The organism is Bradyrhizobium sp. URHC0002 (assembly GCF_054059515.1).
In genome coordinates this window covers 3102992-3125115 of the sequence record NZ_JBSSCF010000001.1, presented here as the reverse complement: position 1 = coordinate 3125115, position 22124 = coordinate 3102992, and the positions used below count along the sequence as shown (strand labels likewise).

General features: G+C 64.0%; 22 protein-coding genes. 12 read left to right on the top strand and 10 right to left on the bottom strand.

The genetic code is table 11. The annotated features are described in order from the left end of the window. The first annotated feature begins 170 nt into the window (after positions 1 to 170). From ACVWVY_RS15090 to ACVWVY_RS15070, 5 genes are all read left to right on the top strand, one after another. On the top strand, positions 171 to 1214 hold the full coding sequence (locus ACVWVY_RS15090) for a C-terminal binding protein (protein ID WP_456627098.1): 1044 nt from the start codon (positions 171 to 173) through the stop codon (positions 1212 to 1214). Positions 1215 to 1279: 65 nt separating this feature from the next. After that, positions 1280 to 2617 carry an ABC transporter substrate-binding protein gene (locus ACVWVY_RS15085; protein ID WP_456627097.1) on the top strand — a complete coding sequence of 446 codons (1338 nt, stop codon included), beginning with the start codon at positions 1280 to 1282 and terminating at the stop codon, positions 2615 to 2617. 144 nt (positions 2618 to 2761) lie between these two features. Next, the gene (locus ACVWVY_RS15080) at positions 2762 to 3721 is read left to right on the top strand and encodes a carbohydrate ABC transporter permease (protein ID WP_456627096.1); all 960 of its coding nucleotides are present in this window, start codon (positions 2762 to 2764) and stop codon (positions 3719 to 3721) included. Then, on the top strand, positions 3714 to 4613 hold the full coding sequence (locus tag ACVWVY_RS15075; RefSeq protein ID WP_456627095.1) for a carbohydrate ABC transporter permease: 900 nt from the start codon (positions 3714 to 3716) through the stop codon (positions 4611 to 4613). Before ACVWVY_RS15080 ends, ACVWVY_RS15075 begins: the two co-directional genes overlap by 8 nt. A gap of 111 nt (positions 4614 to 4724) precedes the next feature. After that, positions 4725 to 5693, top strand: coding sequence for an MBL fold metallo-hydrolase (locus ACVWVY_RS15070; protein WP_456627094.1), 969 nt, complete (start codon positions 4725 to 4727; stop codon positions 5691 to 5693). Between the two features lie 7 nt (positions 5694 to 5700). Here the strand turns inward: ACVWVY_RS15070 and ACVWVY_RS15065 are convergent, their stop codons facing one another. The 6 genes from ACVWVY_RS15065 to ACVWVY_RS15040 all read right to left on the bottom strand — a co-directional run bounded on the left by ACVWVY_RS15065 (position 5701) and on the right by ACVWVY_RS15040 (position 11184). Then, complete coding sequence (locus ACVWVY_RS15065; RefSeq protein WP_456627093.1) at positions 5701 to 6528, bottom strand: TonB family protein; 828 nt, start codon at positions 6526 to 6528, stop codon at positions 5701 to 5703. A gap of 4 nt (positions 6529 to 6532) precedes the next feature. Next, entirely contained in the window at positions 6533 to 6970 is a 438-nt protein-coding gene (gene exbD / locus ACVWVY_RS15060) for a TonB system transport protein ExbD (RefSeq protein ID WP_456627092.1), read from the bottom strand. Between the two features lie 18 nt (positions 6971 to 6988). Next, positions 6989 to 7753, bottom strand: coding sequence for a tonB-system energizer ExbB (gene exbB / locus ACVWVY_RS15055; protein ID WP_456632215.1), 765 nt, complete (start codon positions 7751 to 7753; stop codon positions 6989 to 6991). A 55-nt stretch (positions 7754 to 7808) separates the two neighbouring features. After that, the gene (gene hutX / locus ACVWVY_RS15050) at positions 7809 to 8324 is read right to left on the bottom strand and encodes a heme utilization cystosolic carrier protein HutX (protein ID WP_456627091.1); all 516 of its coding nucleotides are present in this window, start codon (positions 8322 to 8324) and stop codon (positions 7809 to 7811) included. A 14-nt stretch (positions 8325 to 8338) separates the two neighbouring features. Beyond that, on the bottom strand, positions 8339 to 8674 hold the full coding sequence (locus ACVWVY_RS15045; RefSeq protein WP_108521446.1) for an antibiotic biosynthesis monooxygenase family protein: 336 nt from the start codon (positions 8672 to 8674) through the stop codon (positions 8339 to 8341). A gap of 137 nt (positions 8675 to 8811) precedes the next feature. After that, positions 8812 to 11184, bottom strand: a complete 2373-nt coding sequence (locus ACVWVY_RS15040; protein ID WP_456627090.1) for a TonB-dependent hemoglobin/transferrin/lactoferrin family receptor — start codon at positions 11182 to 11184, stop codon at positions 8812 to 8814. A gap of 257 nt (positions 11185 to 11441) precedes the next feature. Here ACVWVY_RS15040 and ACVWVY_RS15035 point away from each other — a divergent pair, with 257 nt between their 5' ends. From ACVWVY_RS15035 to ACVWVY_RS15015, 5 genes are all read left to right on the top strand, one after another. Then, positions 11442 to 11648: a hemin uptake protein HemP gene (locus ACVWVY_RS15035; protein ID WP_456627089.1), complete on the top strand. Its 207-nt coding sequence runs from the start codon at positions 11442 to 11444 to the stop codon at positions 11646 to 11648. Between the two features lie 7 nt (positions 11649 to 11655). After that, positions 11656 to 12606, top strand: coding sequence for a heme/hemin ABC transporter substrate-binding protein (locus tag ACVWVY_RS15030; RefSeq protein ID WP_456627088.1), 951 nt, complete (start codon positions 11656 to 11658; stop codon positions 12604 to 12606). A 110-nt stretch (positions 12607 to 12716) separates the two neighbouring features. Then, a complete protein-coding gene (locus ACVWVY_RS15025) occupies positions 12717 to 13700 on the top strand; it encodes a FecCD family ABC transporter permease (RefSeq protein ID WP_456632214.1) in 984 nt (327 codons plus the stop codon). Further along, a complete protein-coding gene (locus tag ACVWVY_RS15020) occupies positions 13697 to 14503 on the top strand; it encodes a heme ABC transporter ATP-binding protein (protein WP_456627087.1) in 807 nt (268 codons plus the stop codon). The genes ACVWVY_RS15025 and ACVWVY_RS15020 overlap by 4 nt, the downstream gene beginning before the upstream one ends. A gap of 108 nt (positions 14504 to 14611) precedes the next feature. Further along, positions 14612 to 15964, top strand: coding sequence for an esterase-like activity of phytase family protein (locus ACVWVY_RS15015; RefSeq protein WP_456627086.1), 1353 nt, complete (start codon positions 14612 to 14614; stop codon positions 15962 to 15964). Positions 15965 to 16020: 56 nt separating this feature from the next. Here the strand turns inward: ACVWVY_RS15015 and ACVWVY_RS15010 are convergent, their stop codons facing one another. Next, on the bottom strand, positions 16021 to 16887 hold the full coding sequence (locus ACVWVY_RS15010) for a hypothetical protein (protein ID WP_456627085.1): 867 nt from the start codon (positions 16885 to 16887) through the stop codon (positions 16021 to 16023). Positions 16888 to 16891: 4 nt separating this feature from the next. On the opposite strand from ACVWVY_RS15010, the gene ACVWVY_RS15005 reads away from it, so the two are divergent. Both ACVWVY_RS15005 and ACVWVY_RS15000 read left to right on the top strand, forming a co-directional pair. After that, positions 16892 to 17104 (top strand): hypothetical protein, encoded by a 213-nt coding sequence (locus ACVWVY_RS15005; protein ID WP_456627084.1) that lies wholly within the window; start codon positions 16892 to 16894, stop codon positions 17102 to 17104. A gap of 59 nt (positions 17105 to 17163) precedes the next feature. Further along, positions 17164 to 17739: an alpha-ketoglutarate-dependent dioxygenase AlkB gene (locus tag ACVWVY_RS15000; protein WP_456627083.1), complete on the top strand. Its 576-nt coding sequence runs from the start codon at positions 17164 to 17166 to the stop codon at positions 17737 to 17739. A 139-nt stretch (positions 17740 to 17878) separates the two neighbouring features. On the opposite strand, the gene ACVWVY_RS14995 is transcribed toward ACVWVY_RS15000, so the two are convergent. The 3 genes from ACVWVY_RS14995 to ACVWVY_RS14985 form a co-directional block, all read right to left on the bottom strand. Further along, positions 17879 to 19564 (bottom strand): mucoidy inhibitor MuiA family protein, encoded by a 1686-nt coding sequence (locus tag ACVWVY_RS14995; RefSeq protein WP_456627082.1) that lies wholly within the window; start codon positions 19562 to 19564, stop codon positions 17879 to 17881. Between the two features lie 179 nt (positions 19565 to 19743). Further along, positions 19744 to 21333 carry a phosphoglycerate dehydrogenase gene (serA, locus tag ACVWVY_RS14990; protein ID WP_456627081.1) on the bottom strand — a complete coding sequence of 530 codons (1590 nt, stop codon included), beginning with the start codon at positions 21331 to 21333 and terminating at the stop codon, positions 19744 to 19746. 17 nt (positions 21334 to 21350) lie between these two features. Further along, positions 21351 to 22121, bottom strand: a complete 771-nt coding sequence (locus tag ACVWVY_RS14985; RefSeq protein ID WP_456627080.1) for an enhanced serine sensitivity protein SseB C-terminal domain-containing protein — start codon at positions 22119 to 22121, stop codon at positions 21351 to 21353. Positions 22122 to 22124: the final 3 nt, after the last annotated feature.

The window sequence follows — 22124 nt, the reverse complement described above, 5'->3', positions numbered from 1 at the left end:
TTACGAAGACCAGCGGAAAGCCGCCGGAGGCGGCTTGCTTCCAATCCAGCCAGCAACCGGCGATTGTAGCGGGCAGCAGTCAGGTCGCGTAAAAGACGAAGTCGCGTAAACGAAAGCGGCGACACTCGCCGCCTCAAACCAACACCGAAGAATAAAATCGGGAGCAGGAAATGCCGAAATACAGGGTGGTGACGCCGAAGGGCGCGAGCTTCACGGTCGCCGGCGGCGGCTACGATTATGAGAAGGAAGCACTCGACCCGATCGGGGCCGAAATCATCGAGGCGCCGGCCAACGAGGCGGAATTCATCGCCGCTGCAAAGACCGCGGACGCGATCTACGCCAAGGGCATGCCGATCACGAAAGCCGTCATCGACGCTCTCGAAAACTGCAAGGTGATCACGCTCGGCACCGTCGGCGTCGACTCGGTCGACATCAAGGCCGCCACCGCCCGCGGCATTCCCGTCACCAACGTCCCCGACACTTTCATCGAGGAGGTCGCCGACCATGCCATGATGCTGCTGTTGGCGGGTTTTCGGCGGCTGGTCGAGCAGGACAAGATGGTGCGCACCGGCCGCTGGTCGGAGGGCCGCCCTGCGCTTTTGAAGATCCCGCGGCTGATGGGCCAGACGCTTGGCTTCATCTCGTTCGGCCGGGTGGCGCGCGCGGTCGCCAAGCGCGCGGCGCCCTTTGGCTTGCGCATGATGGCCTACGATCCCTTCATCCAGGAAACGCTGATGTACGATCACGGCGTCGTCCCCTCGACGCTGAACGAGGTGCTGTCGCAATCGGACTTCGTCTCGATGCACGCGCCGGCGCGGCCCGAGGTGCATCACATGCTCACCGAGAAGCATTTCCGCCAGATGAAAAAATCCGCCGTCTTCATCAATACCGGCCGTGGCGCCACGGTGGACGAGGAATCGCTGATCAAGGCGCTGCAGGAGGGCTGGATCGCCCATGCGGCGCTCGACGTGCTGGAAAAGGAGCCGCCGTCGCACAACAACCCGATGCTTTCGATGGAAAACGTCACCCTGACCGCCCATGTCGCCTCGGCATCGGCACGTTTTGACGAGGCGCGCAAGCGCCGCGTGGGCTACGAATTGTCACTGGTCCTGCAGGGGATGTGGCCGGTAAGCTGCGTCAATCCGTCGGTGCTGCAAGACACCGCGCTCCGCCGCTGGCAGCCCGTCAGCATGGATCGCGGCCCGAACAGCTAGCTACGGAGTCGAACGACAGGGTTCACCGGCGATTCAACGCCGGGAACCGGCACAGGGAGAGAAGCATGAACGACATCACCCGTCGCGATGCGTTGGCTTTGGGCGCATCCGCCGCGGCGCTCGCCGTGACCGGCGCATCGGCGCAGACCGCATCGCTGATCAAGGCCGCCGACGTCCCCGCGCCATCGCTGCCGATCGAGAAGGGCGCGACCTTACGGATGCTGCGCCCGGTCCGGTTCGTGAAGCCGGACGAAGACGTGTTCCGCGCCAATGCGGCGAAATTCACCGAAAAGACCGGCGTGGAGGTCAAGGTCGACTTCGTCGGCTGGGAGGATATCAACCAGCAAACCGCGGTGACCTCGAACTCGGGCGCCGGGCCCGACATCATCATCGGTTTCACGGACGCCCCGCACATCTACGCCGACAAGCTGATCGAGCTGACCGACGTCGCCGACTATCTCGGCAAGCGCTATGGCGGCTGGATGTGGCTCGCCGAGAAATACGGCAAGCGCCACAAGGGCGATGCCTGGATCGGACTGCCGTTCGGCGCAACCGCAGGCCCGCTGATCTATCGCAAGTCGATCATCAAAGCCGCCGGCTTCGACAAGGTTCCGGAAGACCATGCCGGGCTTCTGGACCTGTGCCAGAAGCTGCAAAAGGCCGGCAAGCCCGCCGGCTTCGCGCTTGGTAACGCCGTCGGCGACGGCAACGGCTTTGCCAACTGGCTGTTGTGGTCGCACAACGCCGCCCTTCTCGACGAGGCCGGCAACGTCACCATCAACAGCAAGGAAACGGTGGCGGCACTCAAATATCTCAAGGAGCTTTACCCGACCTTCATCGCCGGCACGCCTTCCTGGAACGACGTCAGCAACAACCGCGCCTACTCGTCGCAGGAAATCTCGCTGACGGCGAACGGCGTATCGCTGTATTTCTCGCTAAAGAACGACCCGGCCACGGCGGCGATCGCGGAGGACAGCGAGCACCAGTTCCTCCCGAAGGGGCTTGCAAAGAGCCCGCCGATGGGCGGCCTTTGCCTGAACGCCATGGTGTTCAAGCACAGCCCCTATCCCAATGCGGCGAAAGCGTTCCTGCAGTTCATGATGGAAAGGGAACAGTACGATCCCTGGCTCACCGCCAATAGCGGCTACTGGGCACATCCGCTTACTGCCTATACGGACAGCGCGGTGTGGTCGAGCGATCCCAAGATCAAGATCTTCCGGGATACGATGGCCAACAAATACTACACCGGATACGCCGGCCCGATTTCAGCGGCCAGCGGCGCCGTCAACGCCGACTATGTGCTGGTGCAGATGTGCGCTTCGGTCGCGACCGACGCCGCAACACCGGAAGCCGCCGCCGCCGAAGCGGACCGGCGCGCCAAGCGCTATTTCCGCCGTTCTTAGCAGGGTGGCAGCCGCTCATTCCGGGCGCTGAAAAGCATCGAACTATGGTGCGCAATTGCGCACCTGAGAATCTCGAGATTCCGGGTCTGGTGCCTGCGCACCATCCCGGAATGACTGCTCCGAATCGGACCAGGACAATCTCCAATGTCTGTGACGACCCTGCCTTCTCGACGCGTGATACAGCAACGGCAACCGGGCTGGATCGTCCGGCTGTTCGACTACAAGCCGTTCCTGATCGTCATGTGCCTGACGCCGGCGATCGGCCTGCTCGCGGTATTCCTCACCTATCCGCTCGGCCTCGGCGTCTGGCTCGCCTTCACCGACACCACCATCGGCCGGCGCGGCATCTTCGTAGGCCTGGAGAATTTCCAGTATCTGTGGACTGATCCGCTGTGGTGGGGCGCGGTGTTCTACAGCGTGTTCTATACCGCGGTCGCGACCTTCGGGAAATTCGCGCTCGGCTTCTGGCTGGCGCTCCTGCTCAACAACCACTTCCCGCTCAAGAGCCTGCTGCGCGCCATCGTACTGCTGCCTTGGATCGTGCCGACGGTGCTGTCGGCGCTGGCGTTCTGGTGGATCTACGATCCGCAGTTCTCGATCATTTCCTATCTGCTGGTCGAGGTGCTGCACATCCGCACCACCAATATCGATTTCCTCGGCACGCCCTGGCCGGCGCGCTTCTCGCTGATCGCAGCCAACATCTGGCGCGGCATCCCCTTCGTCGCGATCTCGCTGTTGGCGGGACTGCAGACCATTTCGCCCTCGCTCTATGAGGCGGCGATGCTGGACGGCGCCAGCGCCTGGCAGCGCTTCCGCTACATCACCTTCCCGATGATGCTGCCGATTCTAGCGATCGTGATGACGTTCTCGATCATCTTCACCTTCACCGACTTCCAGCTGGTTTACGCCATTACGCGCGGCGGGCCGGTCAACTCCACGCATCTGCTCGCAACGCTCGCCTTCCAGCGCGGCATCGCCGGCGGCGAACTCGGCGAGGGTGCGGCAATCGCAGTGTCGATGATCCCGTTCCTCGTGTTCGCGACGCTGTTCAGCTACTTCGGCCTCGCCCGCCGCAAATGGCAGCAGGGAGAAGCCAATGACTGACGCAGTCGCCCAGCAATCATCCAATGTCGCCAGCGCCACGCCTGACACGATGGCGTGGGATTCCCGCGCGCGGCGGGTGATGATGATCTATCTGCCGCTGTCGTGCTTCGTGCTGATCCTGCTGTTCCCGTTCTACTGGATGGTGATCACCTCGTTCAAACCGAACGCCGAGCTTCTGAACTTCAAGGAGCACAATCCGTTCTGGATCTCCTCGCCGACGCTCGCCCATATCAAGCATCTGCTGTTCAACACCGCCTACCCGACCTGGCTGAAGACCACGATGTTCGTGGCGGTCGGCTCGACCACCCTGTCGCTGTTCGCGTCGACGCTCGCGGCTTACGCGATCGAGCGGCTGCGCTTCCGTGGTAGCCCTTATGTGGGGCTCGGCATCTACCTCGCCTATCTGGTGCCGCCCTCGATCCTGTTCATTCCGCTGGCCACCGTGATCGTGCAGTTCGGCCTGTTCGACTCGCCGATGGCGCTGATCCTGGTGTATCCGACCTTCCTGGTGCCGTTCTGCACCTGGCTCCTGATCGGCTATTTCAAGTCGATCCCGTATGAGCTGGAGGAATGCGCGCTGGTCGACGGCGCCACGCGGCTGCAGATCCTGCGGCGGATCACGCTGCCACTCGCTGTGCCCGGCCTGATCTCGGCCGGCATCTTCTCCTTCACGCTGTCGTGGAACGAGTTCATCTACGCGCTCGCCTTCATCCAGAGCGGCGCCAACAAGACCGTGCCGGTCGCGATCCTGACAGAGCTCGTCACTGGCGACGTCTACCAGTGGGGCGCGCTGATGGCAGGCTCCCTGCTCGGCTCGCTGCCGGTCGCGCTGTTTTATTCGCTGTTCGTGGATTACTACGTGTCGTCGCTGACCGGTGCGGTAAAGGAATAGCTCCCCCGTCCTGCGCGATGGTACTGCCTTTATTCAGGCCTGATAGTGTGATGACGGGAGACCGCCCCGTCCGGGCCGTCGATCCCTTGCTGGCAGTTGAGCGAGGACGTCATGAGATATTCAGATAAGCGTTTGTTATCGCGACGAAGCTTTTGCTTGTGCTGTGTGGGTGCGGCTTACGCCGCAACGGGAGGATGGTTTACCCCCCGTCAGGCGTATGCGGAAGCGCGAGGTCTCGTCAGCCTGATCAAGGACAGCGCCGCAGCGGCGCCCATCAAGACATTCAAGCTCCGTAATAATATCAGCGTGCTCGAAGGCTCCGGCGGCAACATCGCCGTGCTGACCGGCTCCGACGGCAAGGTTCTGGTCGACGGCGGCATCGGAGTATCGCGCGCCAGGGTGACGGAAGCGCTCGCCGCACTCAGCCCCGAACCGGTCACGCATCTGATCAACACGCATTGGCATTTCGATCATGCCGACGGCAACGATTGGCTGCATTCGGCTGGTGCGAAGATCATCGCCCAGGAAAACACCCGCAAACATCTTTCCGGTATTCAGCGGGTTGAAGACTGGGACTACAATTTTCTTCCCTCGCCGGCCGGCGCAATCCCAAGCGAAGTGTTTGCCAAAGAGCACAGCCTGAAGCTCAATGGCGCGTCGATCGGCCTCAAATATTACGGGCCGGCGCACACCGACGGCGACATCTCGGTGATGTTTGCGGAAGCCAATGTCATTCATGTCGGCGATACCTACTGGAACGGCATCTATCCGTTCATCGACTATTCGACCGGCGGCAGCATCGGCGGCACGATCGCGGCGTGCGATGCCAGCCTCGCGGCTGCCACGGGCGATACAATCATTATTCCCGGCCACGGCAAGCCCGTGAGCAACAAGGCGGAACTGCAGGAATTTCGCGACATGCTGGTTGCGATCAGGGACAACGTCGCAAACCTCAAGAAGCAGGGACGAACGCGGGATGAGACAGTCGCGGCCAAGCCGACCGCGGCGTTCGACGCGAAATGGGGCCAGTTCGTGATCGATCCCGGCTTCTTCACGCGATTGGTCTATGAGGGCGTGTGAGCGCCTGCTACCGGATATAGAACGCCACCGGCGCGCTGAACGGCATCGAGGCCTGCTTCACATCGGCAGGGAATGCGGGAAACGGCTGGGCGCGGCGCACCATTGCGAGCGTCTCGGCGTCCAGCGCCGGATGGCCCGATGAGCCACCGAGACCGACGGAAAGCACCGCACCGCTTCGGCTGAGCGTGAAGCTGACCCGCGAGGTGCCCTGCTGGCCCGAGGCTTTGGCGGCGGGCGGGTATTGCTTGAAGCGTTGCAGATGGGCTGCGACCATCTGCCGGTAGGAGACAAGAGCCGCCGCCGACGCGCCGGCGCTGACGGCGGACGCGGCCGGCGCCTGGCGCTCCGCCTTGGGCGAGGCCGTCGTTCGCGGCGCAGGCGGCGCGTCGCTCGGCTTCTTCGCGTCCAGGCGAACCACCTTCGGCTTGACCGGCGTCGCCTTGGCCTCCGGGACCGGCTTGGCGGGCTCCGTCACCGGCTTCATTTCCACCTTCTGCTCCGGCGGCGCGACGACTTCGGGCTTCTCCTGCGGCGGGGTCGGCGCGATCTGTTCCTGCACGGCTTCCGTAACCGCGGGCTCCGGCGGCGAGGCATCGGCCTGCTGCATGACGGGTCCCGGCGCGAGATCCATCTGCGTCGGTTGCGGCGCGGAGGAAACCGGCGCCATGTCGACCATGATCGCAGGCAAGGTGACGCCAGGCACCGGCCGCTGCGTGTACCAGTTCAAGGCCAACGCGATCAGCGCGGCATGCGCGACAACGATCGCCGTAGCCGATGCTCCCCAGCGCCGGACGGCGACCTGGTCGGAGATATCGTGCAGCGCGAACGCGTTCACGGCGCTAGCTCCGGCCGTCGAGGCCGACCAGCGCGATCTTGAGATAGCCGGCGTTGCGCAACAGGTTCATCACCTCCATCAGGTCGCCATAGCTGACGGCCTTGTCGGCGCGCAGATAGATGCGTTCGTCCTTCTTGCCATGCGTGGCGCTGTCGAGCGTGGCGGTCAGTGTGTCGCGCGCAATGACGTCCTCGCCGACCGCGACGGAAAGATCAGGCTTCACCGTGACGAACACCGGCTTGTCCGGGCGTGGCTGTGGCTCGACCGCGCTGGCCGGAAGATCGACGCCGAGATCGACGGTTGCGAGCGGGGCTGCGACCATGAAGATGATCAGCAGCACCAGCATCACGTCGATGAACGGTGTCACGTTGATCTCGTGAGCCTCGACGAGATCATCGCCGCCGCGCGCCCTTCCGATTGCTTGACCGAGCTTCGCGCCCATCGCTTTACACTCTGTCGTTTACTCGGCGGCGCGTGCCAACCGGAACGAATCGCGGTCGCCCTCGCGGCTGATCAGCAGCAACACCATCGCCGAGGCGTCGCCGAGCAGCGCGCGGTGGGCCGCGATCGTGCTGCGGGTGAGATGGTTGTAGATCACTACCGCCGGGATCGCGGCCACGAGGCCGAGCGCAGTCGCCAGCAATGCTTCGGCGATGCCGGGCGCGACGACGGCGAGATTGGTGGTGTGGGCTTCGGAAATGCCGATGAACGAATTCATGATGCCCCAGACCGTCCCGAACAGGCCGACGAACGGCGCGGTGGCGCCGATGGTCGCGAGCACGCCGGTGCCGCGCGCGATCTGCCGCGACATCGCGGCCTCCACCCGCTCCAGCCGCAGCGCCACCCGCTCCTTCAGGCCGTCGTCGAAATGACCGCCGGAGAGAGAGGCCTCGCGCGCGGCGGACTGGATGATCTGCGCCACGGCGTCGTGGCCGCCACGGCTTTCCTGCTCGGCCTCGGCCAGCACCGTATCGGCTTCCAGCATGCTGAGGCGCCGCCTGGCGGTGGCCGTCTTGCGGCGGACTTCAATGGTCTTGGCAAGCCAGATCGTCCACGTCACCAGCGAGGCAAAGGCGAGCCCCACCATGACCGCCTGCACCACGATGTCCGCATTCACGAACATGTTCCATGGCGACAGGTTGCGCGGCAGCAGCGCAACGTCGGTAGCGGCGAGCGCCGCACCCGGGAAGGCGGCCACGCCGGCCGCGCCACACCAACGGATCATAATGTTCAGCACTGTTCGCTGCATGATCGTCTCCCCGGCTAACAATGCGGATCCGCTACGCCGCGCGGGCGGGCGCGATCCTCTCGCTAAGCGCGTGAAAGCGCTGCAACTGGTCGCCGCGCAGCGCGCGCGTCTCGTCACGGCCGACGAACACCTTGAACATGATGCCGCCGTCCACATTGATGAAGGCGATGAAGGCCGACGATTTGCCCATGAAGGGACGCTCGACAAAAGCCACAGCCGCGCAGCGCTCGTGCCGGAGATGGCCGTGAAGCCCCTTCGGCTGCATCAGGTTGAAATATCCGCGGCCGACCTCGCCCGCCGGGATCGAGCCGGTGAACTCGAAGATCGCGTCGTCGGTGTGGACGATCAGCGTCACCTCGCCCCATTGCGCGACATCGTTCATGGCGGCGCCAAACTCGCCGCCGGCGCCGATACGCACCATCGCTTCCGGCAGCGCCTCGAGCACGGCGCGCGGGGTGACTTTCCGCTCCCGCGCCACGTCCTCGATGACAGCGCCGGGATTCTCGGCCATATAGGCCTTGAGCTCAGCAAGGTCCGTGCTCAACATGGGCACCCTCCCCGTCACGCGGCGGCGCTGGATTTGCGCTCGCTCAGGATCACGTCGAATCCTTCGAACTTGGGATGGCCGAGGTAGAGGCTTTCGCCGGTCTTGTTGTCGGCGCGGGCGTGCGCCCGGCGGAATTCATCGGATTTGGTCCAGGCTTCGAAGGCTGCCTTGTCGGCCCAGACCGTATGCGACGAATACAGCGTGTGGTCCTCGGCGACGGGGCCCTTGAGCAGATGAAACTCGACGAAGCCGGCCATGCTGCTGAGATAGGACTCGCGCGTGCGCCAGACGGTCTCGAAGGCCGCTTCAGAGCCAATCTTCACCTGGAACCGGTTCATTGCGATAAACATTTCAAAAATCTCCTTGGCTGGGTTGCTGGGGTGCGCCTGGCATACCGTTTGAGTTGGTTGGAAACATGGATGCACCGAAGCCGCGCTGGAACATCAGCGCGGCCCGGTGCAACTTTATTGGTTGTCAGCTCGTCGAACTACGCTCCGCCAAAATGGATCTTCAAGCCGGCCTTGTAGACCCTGCCCGGTCCGGGGCTCGACCACAACACGTCGTTCTGCGTGGTGCCGTCGCCCGAAACGCCGGGGATCGCGTAGGGCCGGTAGTATTGGTTCAACAGATTGTCGATCGACGCCGAGAAGACAATGTCCTTGGTCGCATTCCAGGTCAGATACAGATTGACCAGCTCATACCCGGTGGAGGGCAGATAGCCGACGGGCACGTCGTTGTTGGCGCCGAACGAGGACCATTGCGCGGCCAGGATCAGCCTGCGGTCGAGCAGCCGCACGCCGCCGGTCGTGGTGATCTTGCGCGGCGTGATGGTCGCGAGCCCGATATTGGTCGCGACATTCTTGCCGCGGATCAGGTGGCCGGCGACGCCCACATACCACAGGCCTGCGTCATACACCGTCTCGGCCTCGACGCCTTCGATCCGGGCCTGCGTGATGTTCTGGTACTGAAAGAACTGGCTGAAGAGGCCCGGAACAGGGACGAGGATGGCCGTCCGCGGCGTCGATCCAACGAGATCGATGTAATCAGAGATATCGTTGCGGAACACGTTGAACTTGCCGCGGAAGCTGTCGCCGGATGTGAACACGTCATTGTACTTGAGGTTAAGCCCCGCTTCCTTGTTCTTGCCGACCTCCGGCCGCAAATTCGGGTTGGGCAGGAAACAGAACAGCCCCGCAGTGCCGCCCGGACAGGGAAAGAGCGGCGGACCACCGCCAGTGGCATGCTCGCCGGCGATCAGCGTTTCGGTGATCGCGGGCGCGCGGTAGCCTTCGGCATAGCTGACATAGGGCGTAAAACCCGCCACCGGCGTCACGCCGATGGTGATCTTCGGCGAGAAACGGTCGCCGCCGCCGCCGGTCGCCACCGTCGGCGAATGAAGGTCGTAGCGATCGTAGCGGATCGCGCTGACGGCCTCGAACCAGGTCGAGTAATTCTGCTTCAACTGCGCGAAGCCGCCGGACACGGTGCGCAAGCCGCCGGGCGTGGTAATGTTGGAATTGCCGCGGCTGTCGGAGGTTCTCACGTCATCCTGAAACGCATCGACGCCCAGCGTAACCGCGTTGCGCCAGTCGCCGACATTGAACCGCGTCGTATTGTAGACGTCGATTCCGAGCGTATCGAGCACGTAGCCGCGGCGATCGCCGACGCAGCCCGAAATGTTGTTACCGGGATTGGAGAGCGAGCAAACGCCGCCACCGGTGGTGATGCGATTGTTGTAGGTCTTGACCTGGTCGTTCTCGGTCCGGTTGCCGTAGAGGGACATATTCCAGTCCCACAGATTGTCATCGGGCTTGTTGTACTTCCACGTCACCGTTCCCGTGTAGTTCTTGGCATCCGACGCATAGACCGATGTACCAGCAATCGCCGCCAGTGGCGCCAACGTGGTGGTCGGCCCGCGGTTGAGCTGGCCGATGCTGTATTGGTAATCCTGGAAAATGCCACCGAACTTGATCTCGTGTCCTTCGGCGGGGCGAACGGTGACCTTCATCAGGCCGGCCGCGATCTGGTTGCCGGTATTGCCGATCTCGGTGCCGTTGCCGTCCTTGTAATTGCCCTGCGTGCGGTAGACCGCGCCACCAAAGACATCGACATTGGGGTCAGCACGCAGGCCACCAAAGATCGAGCCGAGGCCACGAGCGCTGTTGGTGCCGCCGGCGCCGGTCATGTCGACGCCCCAGCGTTCGCCCGGGCGCACCACGTCGTTGATGTCCTTGGTGCGGAACGAGACCACGCCGCCGATCGCGCCGGAGCCGTAGATGTTCGCGGTCGGGCCGCGCACCACGTCGACGCTGCCGACCAGTTCGGGGTCGAGGAAGAACGAGCCGTTGGCGTTGTGGCCGGTGCGCTGGTAGTTCTGCCGCGCACCGTCGACGACGACGGCGACGCGGCCGAAATCCTGCAGGCCGCGGATGTTGATGACGGTCGAAGGATCGTCGCCGCGCTCCTGGACCGACACGCCAGGTATTTGGTAGAGGATGCCGGACAGCCGGTTCGGCTGCAGGCCCTGGATCTGTTCGAGCGTCACCACGCTGACGGGCGCCAGTGCGTCGATCGCGCGCTCCTCGGTCTTCGAGGCCGCCACCGTGATCGTATCGAGCGACTGCACCGCCGTGGCGCCAGCCTGCGCGCGCGCATTCATCGCCGCCGCCGTAGCCTGCGCATCCTGCTGCGGTTTGGCTTGCTGGCGTTTGGCCTGCTTCTGTTTCTTCTGCTCGGGAGAGCGCGTGACGACCTCCCCTTCGAGCGCCTGCGTGAACGCTGCGCCTGACGACATCAACGCGAACGAAAATGCCGACGCGCCCAAAACCAAGGCGCGCGAATGCCTGACCCCGAAAGCCATACTGCCCCAACCTGTTATTTATGTCTTGGGTTTGGCTGGCGGGCGCCGCTGGTGATGAGCGGCTGCTTGCTGGCTAACAATTTTCGCGACCGGGCACCCCCGCTCGTATCGCGTTCATCTTGGTTACGCCGCGTTGCGGGACCGGTCAATAACGGCACGGCGCACTTTATATCGATTGTAAAGTGCAGCAGTTGGATTGCGCGTCGATCAAATTATACAAGCAGCTGGTCGGGAACATCGGGGGCACAACAGCAATTATGACGGCACCTTCAGGAGATAATGTCGGAGGCGCCGGAAAACACGCCGAAAATCCGCCGTCTGCGACACGCCTTCTCACCATGAACGGCAGCCGAATCGACAGCCGCGAGCTGTTCGCGACCGAGCGCGAAATCATCATCGCGCATGGCGGGGACAATTATCGCCTGCGGCTGACGTCGCAGAACAAGCTGATCCTGACCAAGTGAACCGGCAATGACAATTTGTCGCACGCTCGCACTATCGGCCGTCACCTGCGGCTTTCTGCTCGGCGGCGCGGCCATCGCTGCAGGCATTACCGTGCATGACGCACGCAATCGCGATATCACGATCTCAGATCCGGCACGGATCGTGTCGATCGGCGGCGCGATCACCGAAATTCTCTACGCGCTGGGTTTCGAAGACCGCCTCGCCGGCGTCGACACCACAAGCCTCTATCCGGCCGCGGCCCGCGACAAACCGAATGTCGGCTATATGCGCCAGCTCTCGGCCGAAGGCGTGCTCGGGCTCAATCCCTCGCTGGTGCTCGCCGTGCAGGGCTCGGGGCCAAAGGAAACCATGGACGTGCTGGAGGCGGCCAAGGTGCCGCTGGTGCTGGTGCCCGAAACCTTTTCCGAACAAGGGCTGCTCGACAAGATCAAGCTGGTCGGCCACGCCATGGGCGCGGACAAGCGGGCCGAGTGCCTGACGGCAGTCGTGACGGACGACCTGGCGCAACTGCGCGAACTGCGCGGCAGGGTGACGAAGCCGGTGCGCGTGATGTTCGTGATGTCGCTGTTGAACGGCCGCGCGATGGCCGCCGGGAAGAACACCGCGGCGAACGAGATCATCGCGCTTGCCGGCGCCGTCAACGCGATCGACGGCTATGACGGCTACAAGATCATCAACGACGAGGCGATCGTTGCTGCAAAGCCCGATGTGGTGCTCTCGATCCAGCGCGGCAAGGATTCGGTGGACGCGGAGACGGTGTATCTTCATCCGGCCTTCGCGCTGACCTCCGTCGCGGCGAGCAAGACCTTCATCTCGATGGAAGGCCTTTATCTGCTCGGCTTCGGGCCGCGCACGGCGGCCGCAGCGCGCGACCTCTCGATCAAGCTCTATCCGGCGCTGGCGCCGCAGGCTGAGACATTCAAGCCGGCGGCAGTCACCGCAAACTGCCGCCTGTGACGGCCCTCTCCGACAGCGCGGCACGTGCGAAGCAGCGCGGCGGGTATGCATTGCGTCCACCCGCTTCGCTGACCCTCATCTGTCTGTTCGCCGCACTTGCCGGTGCAGCGATGGTGGCACTCACGATGGGCGCCGCCGGAATTCCACTGGCGCGGCTGCCGGCCGCGCTCGGCCTGTGGGGCGACGCGGCAGCGGGTCCAACGCTTGCGCGCGACCAACTCGTGCTGTGGTCGATCCGGATTCCTCGAATCGCGGCAGCCGCGATGGTCGGCGCCCTGCTCGCCGCATCGGGCGCCATCATGCAGGGGCTGTTTCGCAATCCCCTCGCCGACCCCGCTTTGGTCGGCGTTTCCTCCGGCGGCGCGTTGGCCGCGGCCGCCGCGATCGTGTTCACCGACAGCCAGATCGGGCAAAGCTTGCGCTTCATGCAGCATCATTTGCTGCCAATCGCGGCGTTTGCGGGTTCGCTGGTCACGACGGTTATCCTCTATTCGATCGCGAGCCGCTCGGGGCGGACGTCGATCGCGATCTTCCTGCTGGCCGGCATTGCGATTGCCGCCATCGCCAATGCCGGTGTCGGACTTCTGGTATTCATCGCCGACGATCGCCAGTTGCGCGATATCACATTCTGGATGCTGGGTTCACTGAGCGGCGCGACCTGGCCCAAGCTCGCCACGCTGGCGCCGGTGCTGGGGCTCGCTTTGATTGCCTGCGTCTCGATCGCGCGCGGCCTCGATGTCCTCGTGCTCGGCGAGGCCGAGGCCTTTCACAGCGGCGTCGATGTCGAGCGACTGAAGCGGATTTCGATCGTGCTGGTATCGGCGATGACGGGCGTTGCGGTCTCGGTCTGCGGCGTGGTCGGCTTTGTCGGCATCGTGGTGCCGCATCTGTTGCGGCTGGTGATCGGGCCGGCGCACCGGCTGCTGCTGCCGGCCTCGATGCTGTTGGGCGCGGTGCTGCTGGTGGGCGCCGATACGCTGGCCCGCACCATCGTGGCGCCCGCGGAAATGCCGATCGGCATCCTGACCGCGGCGATCGGCGCGCCGTTCTTTCTGGGCATGCTGTTGCGCCAGCGCGGGTTGGTCTCGCTATGACCGCCGTTCTCGAAGCGCAATCGATCTCGATGACGATCGGCGGCGCCACGCTGGTCGACGGCATCGACCTGCGCATCAAGGCCGGCGAGATGGTCGCGATCGTCGGCCCCAACGGCGCCGGCAAATCGACGCTGCTGCGGATGTTGTCCGGCGATCTTCGCCCGACGCGCGGGCAGATCAGGTTGAAGCAGCGCGAAATCCGCGCCTATCCGCCGCGCCAACTCGCCCACCACCGCGCGATGCTGTCGCAGCATGTCAACGTCACCTTCCCGTTCACGGTCGAGGAAATCGTCCATATGGGCGCGGGCGATACTGGCCGCGCCGCCGCGCAAAGGCTGGTCGATGCCGCGCTGGGCGAGGTAGGGCTCACGCATTTCAGTCACCGGCAATTGCCGACGCTCTCGGGCGGCGAACAGCAGCGCGCGCATTTTGCCCGCGTGCTGGTGCAGCTCGCCTGCGGCGAACAACAGCACGGCCCTGGCCTGCTGCTGCTGGACGAGCCGACCTCCAGCCTCGACATGCGCCATCAGATCGACCTGGTGGAGACGGCAAGAGGGCGCGCGCAGAATGGCACGGCCGTGATCGCCGTGCTGCACGACCTCAACCTCGCGATGCGCTTCGCCGACCGGATCGTGCTGCTGCATCGCGGCAAGCTCGCCGTCGACGGCGGCTGCGCCGAGGCGATCACGGCCGAAACCATCCGCCGGATTTTCGAGGTGGACGTCACGATCGACTATACCGATCAGGGCGTGCCGTTCCTGCTGCCGCAGACGATGCGGCCCGCAGGCCCGCCAACGGCATAACGCCGCGGGGCTTATCCCACGGCGTTACAGGTTCTTCACAGAACTGTCAGCTAACTGTAACAGCCGCTCCGCAAGACACAGCGCATCGTCATCATGAGGAGATCCGCCATGCGCGTGTCATTGCTCTGCTCCGTCGTATCAGTCTTTCTGGCCAGTGCTGCATTTGCGCAAGGCGAAGGCGAATTTCCGGCCACGCTGAAGGGCCACGCCGTGCTGCCGGCGCAGACCTTCATCGATGCGCCCGCGGACGCGCCTGATGATCTCAAGACCGCGGGCAAATACACCACCGGCAAGCGCGTCGACGCCGTCGGCAGCGTGATGGGCAAATCCTACGAGCGGCCGACTGGCGTGTCGCTGCCGTTCAAGGGCCAGCCGCTGCAGGGCCATTCCGGCATCAAGGTGATGCCGGACGGTTCGTTCTGGGTGCTCACCGACAACGGCATGGGCTCGCGCTACAACTCGGCGGATTCGATGCTCTATCTCAATCGCCACAAGATCGACTGGGCGACCGGCAAGATCGAGCGGCAGGAAACCATCTTCCTGCACGATCCCGACAGGAAGGTGCCGTTCCGCATCTTGCATGAGGATACTGCAAAACGTTATCTCACCGGCGCCGATTTCGACACCGAAGGTTTTCAGATCATCGGCGACGCCTTCTGGATCGGCGATGAGTTCGGTCCCTATGTGCTGAAGGCCGACAGGTTCGGCAAGATCCTGGCCGTGTTCGAGACCACCGCCGACGGCAAGCCGGTGCGCTCGCCCGACCATTGGTCGGTGCAGTCGCCGGGCGCACCCGGTGCGACCTACACCACGGTCAATCTGCGCCGCTCCAAGGGCTATGAAGGTTTTGCGTCGTCGAAGGATGGCAAGTTCCTCTACGGCCTGCTCGAAGGCCCGCTGTGGGACGCCGAGAAGAAGGACTTTGAAAAGGTCGACGGCAAGGAAGCCTCGCGGATTCTCGAATTCGACGTCATGAACGAAAAATTCACCGGCCGCTACTGGCAATATGTGTTCGAGCAGAACGGCAACGCCATCGGCGACTTCAACATGATCGATGCCTCCAGCGGCCTGATCATCGAGCGCGACAATGGCGAAGGCACCGCGGACAAGGCTTGTCCGGCCGGCCAGCGCGCCGAGAACTGCTTTCCGGATCTGGCGAAATTCAAGCGCGTCTACAAGGTCGAGCTCAGCGATGCCAACGTCGGCAAGCCGGTGCGCAAGATCGCCTATATCGACTTGATGAAGATCAAGGATCCCGACAACAAGGCTCGCAAGCCGCTCAACGACGGCGTGCTAACGTTCCCGTTCTTCACCATCGAGAACGTCGACCGCGTCGACGACACCCATATCATCGTCGGTAACGACAACAATTTGCCGTTCTCCTCGAGCCGCGAGCCCAACAAGGCGGACGACAATGAGTTCGTGCTGCTGGAAGTCGGCGAGTTTTTGAAGGCGAAGTGATGCCGTCGCTTCTCCCTCTTTCCGCCCTACGCGGGAGAGGGAGAGGAGAGAAAGCTCTACGGCAGCACGGTCACTCGCCGTCGATCGAGCGCCTTCGACCGCGCCATCCACTCCGGCAGGGACGCGCCGTCGCGATGCCGTCCGCCGGCGCATGCCGCGGCCCAGGCGGCTACAGCGCCGAGCAGGATCGCGGTCGCGACCGAAAAGGCGAGAATGATGGTGCCGCGCCGTGCCCGCGCAATGGCTGTCCTGGCGCTGGCAATCGCATTGTCGACCCGTCGTTCGGCATCCGGCGCCGAAAGGCCCGTCAGCGCACCAACCTGCTGAATGAGATAAATGCGGTCGTCCGCGCTCAAGCCGCTGTGACTTGAGGTGGTGAGAAGGATACGGCCAGCTTCCGCGCGCTCGGCGCTGAGATCGACATTGGGTGCGCGGCGGCCAGCGCGAAGCAGCCGGTCCAGTTCATAGCTCAGCAGCGGTTCGGCCGCGCTGGCCTGCGCTGGGCCACGCATCGACGATGTCCGAGTGACGCTGGCCGCGCCAATCCAGGTGGCGAGGATGGCGCCCATGACCACGGCGAGCGCCCAGGTGCCCAGCCCATGGGCGCCGTCAACGTGTTCTGTTTCCTCCACCGAAGCCGGACTGATTGAGGTGCGGGTATGTCCGGCGATGTAGCCACCAAGGCCAAAGCTAAGCACGGCCTGGATGATCAGATAGAGGCCCGACAGGATCGCCAGCGCGGCTGAAGCATCGCGCCACGTTGGCGCCGTCGACGTGACGCCGAGGCCAATCGTGACCGCGAACGTCAGCAGTACGGAAGAAAGCGCGGTCGCCGCGAGCGCTCCGAGCACGATCGGCGACCATTGCAGGAAGCGCGGCGCGATATCGCTTCGCGCCACCGGCGTGACGTTTTCCATCGACATCTCCATGGCGTCAGCGAAGGCCGAAGAAGGACAAGACCGCCAGAATCACAACAATCAGGCCGACGAGATAGATAAGACCGTGCATGGTTTCCTCCTTATGTCCCGCCCATTTTCTCAATCGACAATCGACCGCAACTGGCAAAGTTCCTCATGCCAGCAGGAAAAAATGGTAACCGGCGCAGCGCGACGGCCGGCTCATGCCGTTGCTGTCCTTTGATTTGGTCGCGCCGGTCCCCATATTCGGGCGATGCGCAACCCCTGTTTGAGGACGCCGGTTTGAGCGAGCAGCTCGCCCTTTTCCCGCAAGCTACAGGCCTGCCGGACGGGCTTCAGTACGTGGCCGAGTTTGTTTCGCCGGCGCTTGAGCGCAAGCTCATTGGCGATGTCTCGGCGTTGCCGCTGCAGCCGTTTCAGTTCGGTGCCTTCGAAGGCAAGCGCCGGGTGGCCTCGTTCGGGTTCCGCTACGATTACACGCTGCAGCGGTTACAGCCGGCTGATGCGATTCCCGATTGGCTTCTTCCGCTGATCGAAAAGGTCGAGGCCTATGGCGGGCCATCGACGCAAATCGCGCAGGTTCTCTGCACCGAATACGACGTCGGCGTTGGAATCGGCTGGCACCGCGACAAGCCGCATTTCGACCGGATCTTCGGCCTCTCGCTCGGCTCGCCGTGCAAGTTCCGGTTTCGGCGCGCCGTTGGCGAAAAGTGGCAGCGCTACGCGCTCGAGGCCGCGCCGCGCTCACTTTACATGATGTCGGGCGAATCCCGGCGGATCTGGGAACACAGCATTCCCGCCGTCGAGGCGCCTCGTTACTCCATCACCTTTCGCACGATGGCTGACCGAAAGACCTAAGAGCGCGAACGTTCAGCTCGAGCATCCACGTTCTTGGCAGTCACACGCAAAGAAAGACGTGGATGGCCGGGACATCTGGCGCGAAGACGCGCTTCGCGCTTCTGCCCGGCCATGCCGGCAACAGGCACGCGCTCGGCGCTCAGCCCGCCGGCACCATCACGACGCCCTTGTCCTTGGGCCAGCGTATCCGCCAGGCGAAGTTGATGTCGCGGACTTCGCCCGCCTTCGCCTCAAACGCCCATTCCAGTACGCCGCGCTTGTCACGCAGATTGGTCGCGGTCGGAGCCGTCGTCGACGGCAGCATCTCGACCACGATGTCCTCGTTCTCGCTGACCGGCAACTGGTCCTCGATCGCGATCCGGATCGGGAAATCGTGACCGTTGCGCACGGTGGTCTTGAACGAACGCTCGTCGGTCTTCGAGGTCGTTACGATCAGGCCGGCAGAGCCTTCGTTGCGTTTGACGACGGTGCGCTCGATCTTGATCTTGTCGTCGGCGCCGAAGCCGAGCCGCACGGTCTCGTCCTTGGCCGCAGCCGCCATCAGCCCACGGCCGACGAAGACGCCGTCGCGATAGATCGCGACCCGGCCCGGCAGCAATGGCGCGTCCTCGGTCTGCTTGAAGCTCGCTTCGAGGAACCCGGTCGGGTCCAGCACCGGCACGGCGCGGACCGTGAGGTCAGGCGCAATGCCCGCACTGGAGATGCGCAGGCTCTTGGCGCCTTCGCTGGCGCCGAGGCTGACACGCCCGGGAATCTTGAACACCACCTGGAAGCCGCTGACATCAGCCACGGCCTGTTGCTCGGCCGCCTTCTCCATCGCGGGCTCATCGCTCTTCCCCCCGCTAGCGCGGAGCTGCCTCTGCCGGTCCGGGGGTGGTGCAGCCAAGGGCATTGCATAATCCGATGCGGACGCCGCGGCCACCGGACGCGGTACTTGCGGGTATTGAACGACGAGCGACTTCAGGTCGGGCGCGCTGCCGCCACGCGCAGTTCGCACGGTGGAAACCGCGAGCGCGACATTCGACCAATCCTCGCCGGTGTTTTGCGTGATCTCGGCGCGGCGCACCAGCTCGAGCGCGGGCTTCCGGTCTTTCGCGCCGGTGTCGAGGCGGGCGTCGTAGAGCGGAATCCAGCGTGCGTTGCGCACGGCATAAGTTACGCGAAGCGTCGCCTTGGTCGCGGCCGCGGCCGCAAGCTCGATCCGGACTTCCAGTCTGCTCGGCGGCTTCTGCGCCCGGTCCTGTTCGAGACGCGCGATTTCGCGGTCGAGTTCGCGCTGCTTGCGTTCGGCATCGCGGACCGCGGCGTCGGCGCTGGCGACTTCCTCGCCGACCGCGGCAAAAGCCGCCCGCCATTCGGCGATCGGCCGCGCCTCACCCTTGTCGCCGATTCCTGCCGGAGAAGTATCCGCAAAGCGCTCGGCGAATTTGCGCCGGGCGGTCGCCGCATCGATCGCGCCCTGCAGATTGACGCGCTCGTCCTTCAGCGCCTCGATGCGCTTGTCGAGTTCGGGCAAATTGACCGGCGGGGCCGCACGCGGCGGTTTTGCGTCGATCGCGCCGATGGTTAGTTTCGCGCCCGCCTCGCCCTCGACGCGCAGCGAGGACGGATCGAGCGTCAGCGGAAAATCCTTGAGAACGGCCGAATTCTCGCCCGCCGGCAGATCGAGCGAGATGACCCGCGTGACGCTCGCGCCATCGGGATAGACGGTGACGGCATCGACCGCCGAGCTGGCGGCCACCTCCGCCGCGCGCACCGGGCCGGCGACAAGCGCCGTGAACACGGCGAGGCTCGTCGTCAAAAAACCGTTCGTAATCAATCGCATGGATACCCTCCTGAACCGGTCGCCTGACGGCAACGCGAGAAAACCGCCCACCACTCCCGGTCATGAGACGCAGCGAGGGAGAAACCGGTTCGATCGGAATTTCCATGTGGCTTCGCCGCGGCGGGACCGCGGCGAAGGGTAAGCAATCCGCCCTCTGAGGGGAAAAGAGCGACGCGCGGTTAGAACACCAGCGCCTTGGCCTGCTTCACCTGGGGCAAGGCTTGCACCTTGGCCAGCACGTCAGCGGGCACAGGGCCGTCGATCTCGACCAGCGCGATGGCGTCGCCGCCCTGCTTGACGCGGCCGAGATGGAAGGTGGCGATGTTGATCTTGGCGGCGCCGAGCAGGCCGGCGAAGCTGCCGATGAAGCCGGGCTTGTCCTCGTTTGTGACATAGATCATCGACTTGCCGAACTCGGCATCGACCCGGATACCCTTGATGTCGACCAGCCGCGGCTTGCCGTCGTGATAAACCGTGCCGGACACCGAGCGTCCCTGCCGTTCGGTGGTCACGGTGACCGTGATCAGGCTTTCGTAATCGCTCTGCGCCGCGCGCACGATCTCGTCCACCACCATGCCGCGCTCTTTCGCGACGACCGGCGCGGAGACCACGTTGACGTCGCCGAGCATCGGCCGCAGCAGGCCCGACAGCACCGCCGAGGTGATCGCCTTGATCTTCATCCCGGCGACATTTCCCTCGTAGGTGATCTCCACCTTGAGAATTCCGCTTTCGGTAAGCTGGCCCGCGAACGAGCCGAGCTTTTCGGCGAGTTCGATGAAGGGCTTCAGCTTCGGCGCTTCCTCGGCCGTGATCGAGGGGAAATTCACAGCGTTCGAGATCGCGCCGGTCAAGAGATAATCCGACATCTGTTCGGCGACCTGCAGGGCGACGTTCTCCTGCGCTTCCGTGGTGGAGGCGCCGAGATGCGGGGTGCAGATCACGTTGGGATGGCCGAACAGCACGTTCTTGGTGGCGGGCTCCTCGACGAACACGTCGAAGGCCGCGCCCGCGACATGCTTGGAATTCAGCGCGTCGACCAGCGCCTGCTCGTCGACCAGGCCGCCCCGCGCGCAGTTGATGATGCGTACGCCCTTCTTCATTTTTGCAATGGCCGCTGCGTCGATGATGTTCCTGGTCTTCTCGGTCAGCGGCGTGTGCAGCGTGATGAAATCGGCGCGCTTGAACAATTCGTCGAGCTCGACCTTCTCGACCCCGATGTCCTTGGCGCGCTCCGGTGACAGGAACGGATCGAACGCGACCACCTTCATTTTCAGGCCGAGCGCGCGGTCGGCGGCGATCGCGCCGATATTGCCGCAGCCGATAACGCCCAGCGTCTTGCCGGTGATCTCGACACCCATGAATCGGTTCTTCTCCCACTTGCCGGCCTGGGTCGAGGTGTCGGCCTGCGGAATTTCACGCGCCAGCGCCAGCATCAGCGTGATGGCGTGCTCGGCGGTCGTGATCGAATTGCCGAACGGCGTGTTCATCACGATGATGCCCTTGGCGGTCGCCGCAGGAATTTCGACATTGTCGACGCCGATGCCGGCGCGGCCGATCACCTTGAGTCTCGTGGCCTTGTCGATGATTTTCGCGGTCGCCTTGGTCGCGGAGCGGATCGCAAGCCCGTCGTAATTGCCGATGATCTCGGCGAGCTTTTCCTTGTCCTTGCCGAGATTGGGCTGGAAGTCGACTTCGACGCCGCGATCCCTGAAGATCTGCACGGCGGCGGGAGAGAGCGCGTCGGAAATGAGGACTTTGGGTTTTGTCATTTGGTTTACCTGAAGAGCTAATGGAGAAAGCCGTGCTTGGCGGCGGTGACGGGAATTCCGGAACGCAAGGTGACGGCGAGTGAACTGCTGTCGAGTGGCATGGCATCGAGCACGCGGCCGCCGAGGATATCGCCAACGATGGCGCGGCCGATCGCATCGCGAACTTCCTGCCAGGCCCCCTCGTGATCGACGCCCAGCATCCAGCTCTGTTCGGCCTCGCCGCCGCGCATCGCCAGCATCAGCCAGGCGCCGCGGACGGATTTGAGGCCCGCGAATTCGCGCGCGAGCGCCTCGATCAGTGCGGTTGGGATTTCCTTGGGATGCGTCAGCAAGATCTGCTGCGGCGCCCGCGTCGTGACAGCCTGCAGGCCGCTCAAGTCGAAATCGCCCGCCAGCATCCGTGCCACCTCGCCCGGCGTATAATCCTTGCCGTAGTCGGAGCCGGGATTGAGCACGAACGGCGCGCCGGGATAGCGGGCAAACAGATCGCGGGTCCGCTCCGGCACCACGACGTGGTCATTCCTGTACCAGGCTTGCGCCCGCGATCGCGCGGTGAAGAACGGAATCAGCCTTTCCTCGCCGCGCACCGCGCTCGGCAAGACCATCTTGGTATCCTCAGGGATAACGGCGTGTCCGTCGGGCCCGGGGATGATCGGATCACCGCCTTCGGGAACCAGCACCAGGACAATTTCTGCATCCATCAACGCGCGGGCGAAAGCCGGCCGTTCAGCCGGCTCCGCCGATGCACGGATCAGCAAGCGCTCGATGTCGTTCTCAGGTTCGAACATGGG